Genomic DNA, 1,680 nt, shown 5'->3' on the forward strand with positions numbered 1-1,680 from the left:
TATCCGTGATGGGCAAGGGCCGGCTGCTCGACAGTCGGCCGCTCAGCCCGGGCGAGGCCTTCCGCTTTACTCTCGCGGGCGAAGCGGATGAGATCGTGATTGCCGGCGGCGGGCTCGACCGGCGCCTCGCGTTGTCGGCCTATCCGGCCGAGCTTGGCCTGCTCGCGCCCGGCGCGCTTGAGCCCGATGCGGCGCTCAGCACCATCGGCTTCGACGATGTCACCACCCGCGGCCTGTGCAAGATACCGTCGGGCCATGCCGGGCTCGGCTGGTACAATCTCAACGCCATGTCGCGTGACCACACCAAGAACAGCGAGGGCTATGTCAACGGCAACGTCTCGGGCGCCTACATCGCCTACACCAGCAGCGGCCATCCGGCAGAGTTCAGCCGCGCTGCGCCCTTCGGCTTCCATTCGGTGATGCTGACTGCCGCATGGCTGCGCTCAGAGGGGGAGACCGCGCTGGTCGAAAGCTGGCTGGGGGACGAGTTGGTCGCGCGCGACGACGTCGCGCTGTCGGCGCTGGCGCCGGTTCACCACGCGCCGATGCTGAAGGCGGTGACGCGTGTACGCCTGTCGACGACGCATCACTGGCAGATGGTGCTAGATGATCTGGTGCTGGCGCTCTGAAGAGTGTGCCGAAAATGCGCAGCCTTTCGCCGGCAGGCTGCTCCGTGCGAGTACTGCCGGCAGGTTGCAATCCGACTGTCCGACTACGCTGCCGCGCCGTTGGCGAGTGAAACAACTGCCGCAACGGTCGCCGAAAGCTTGCCTTTGCGGACAAAGGTCGGCTTCTCGTAGGTCTTCTTCATGATAACCCCCTTATCACTGTCTCAAAATCGTTTAAGTCAGCGGCGGCGGCTGTGTGGATGGAGCCACCTGCGCAGTGACTGCCGAAAGCCGGCCCTTTTTCACCAGGGAAGGCCTCTCATAAATCTTCTTCATGCCAAGCTCTCCTAAAAATCCCCGTCGGACGATGTCACAAGGGCCTTTCCTGTCAACCAAGCCGGCTAGCAGTCCCGTCTATTCTTGGGAAAATGTGGCTTTCTGCTCACAGTGTCGGTCGGTCACGGTGCGAGAGAGCCGGGCATGGCGATTTGGTCGGCCGGGCGTGTAAATCCGAGAAGGCATCACTCGATCGAAAAGACATGCTTGGCCAAAGCACATTTATCGTTCCTCGTGTGATGTCTTGCACTTAGCCTCCGCGCCAAGCTCCGCTAAGATGGCTGGTGGCTTCCGCCATTGAAGGCGGCTGGGGGATAGATGAAAGGATCGACCGACAGCCTGCTGGCGCTGGCGATGCTCGTCGTCGGCTTCGCCTGCTTCGCCAAGCTCTGTGTGGCGCTGGGCGGCAAACCCCCGGCCACGACGAGCGCCGAGATCTTCGGCGCTGCGGGCGTGCTTTCGATTCTCGCCGGGTTTTTGTTCCTTGCCGGTCTGCTGCCGGCGGCGGCAAGGCATGATCCTTCGGCGCCTCTCTTTGGCCGCGATGCCGAGATCGTGCCTACCGGGCGTTCTACGCTGCGCCGTATCGTGCTTGCCGTGCCGCTCATTGCGCTGTTCGTCATCGTCGCCGACCAGTTCGGCCCGTGGCGGGAAGCCGTCCGCGAACAGCCGGCGCAGCCGAAGGAAGTCGCCACCGCTCCGGCGCAACCGGCGCCGCCATCGGCCGGGCCCGTGT

2 protein-coding genes and 2 pseudogenes are annotated in these 1,680 nt (G+C 63.9%); 2 read left to right on the plus strand and 2 right to left on the minus strand.

The annotated features are described in order from the left end of the window. Positions 1 to 629, plus strand: a pseudogene (locus DH10_RS32545) (hypothetical protein); the annotation flags it as partial. An 83-nt stretch (positions 630 to 712) separates the two neighbouring features. Here DH10_RS32545 and DH10_RS32550 read toward each other — a convergent pair. Beyond that, complete coding sequence (locus tag DH10_RS32550; protein WP_192247403.1) at positions 713 to 811, minus strand: putative RiPP precursor; 99 nt, start codon at positions 809 to 811, stop codon at positions 713 to 715. Between the two features lie 31 nt (positions 812 to 842). Continuing rightward, complete coding sequence (locus DH10_RS38370; RefSeq protein WP_376774850.1) at positions 843 to 944, minus strand: putative RiPP precursor; 102 nt, start codon at positions 942 to 944, stop codon at positions 843 to 845. Positions 945 to 1,262: 318 nt separating this feature from the next. Here DH10_RS38370 and DH10_RS32555 point away from each other — a divergent pair. Next, positions 1,263 to 1,680 (plus strand): annotated as a pseudogene (locus DH10_RS32555) (WD40 repeat domain-containing protein); the annotation flags it as partial.

The organism is Mesorhizobium silamurunense, assembly GCF_014843825.1.
GTDB lineage: Bacteria > Pseudomonadota > Alphaproteobacteria > Rhizobiales > Rhizobiaceae > Mesorhizobium > Mesorhizobium silamurunense.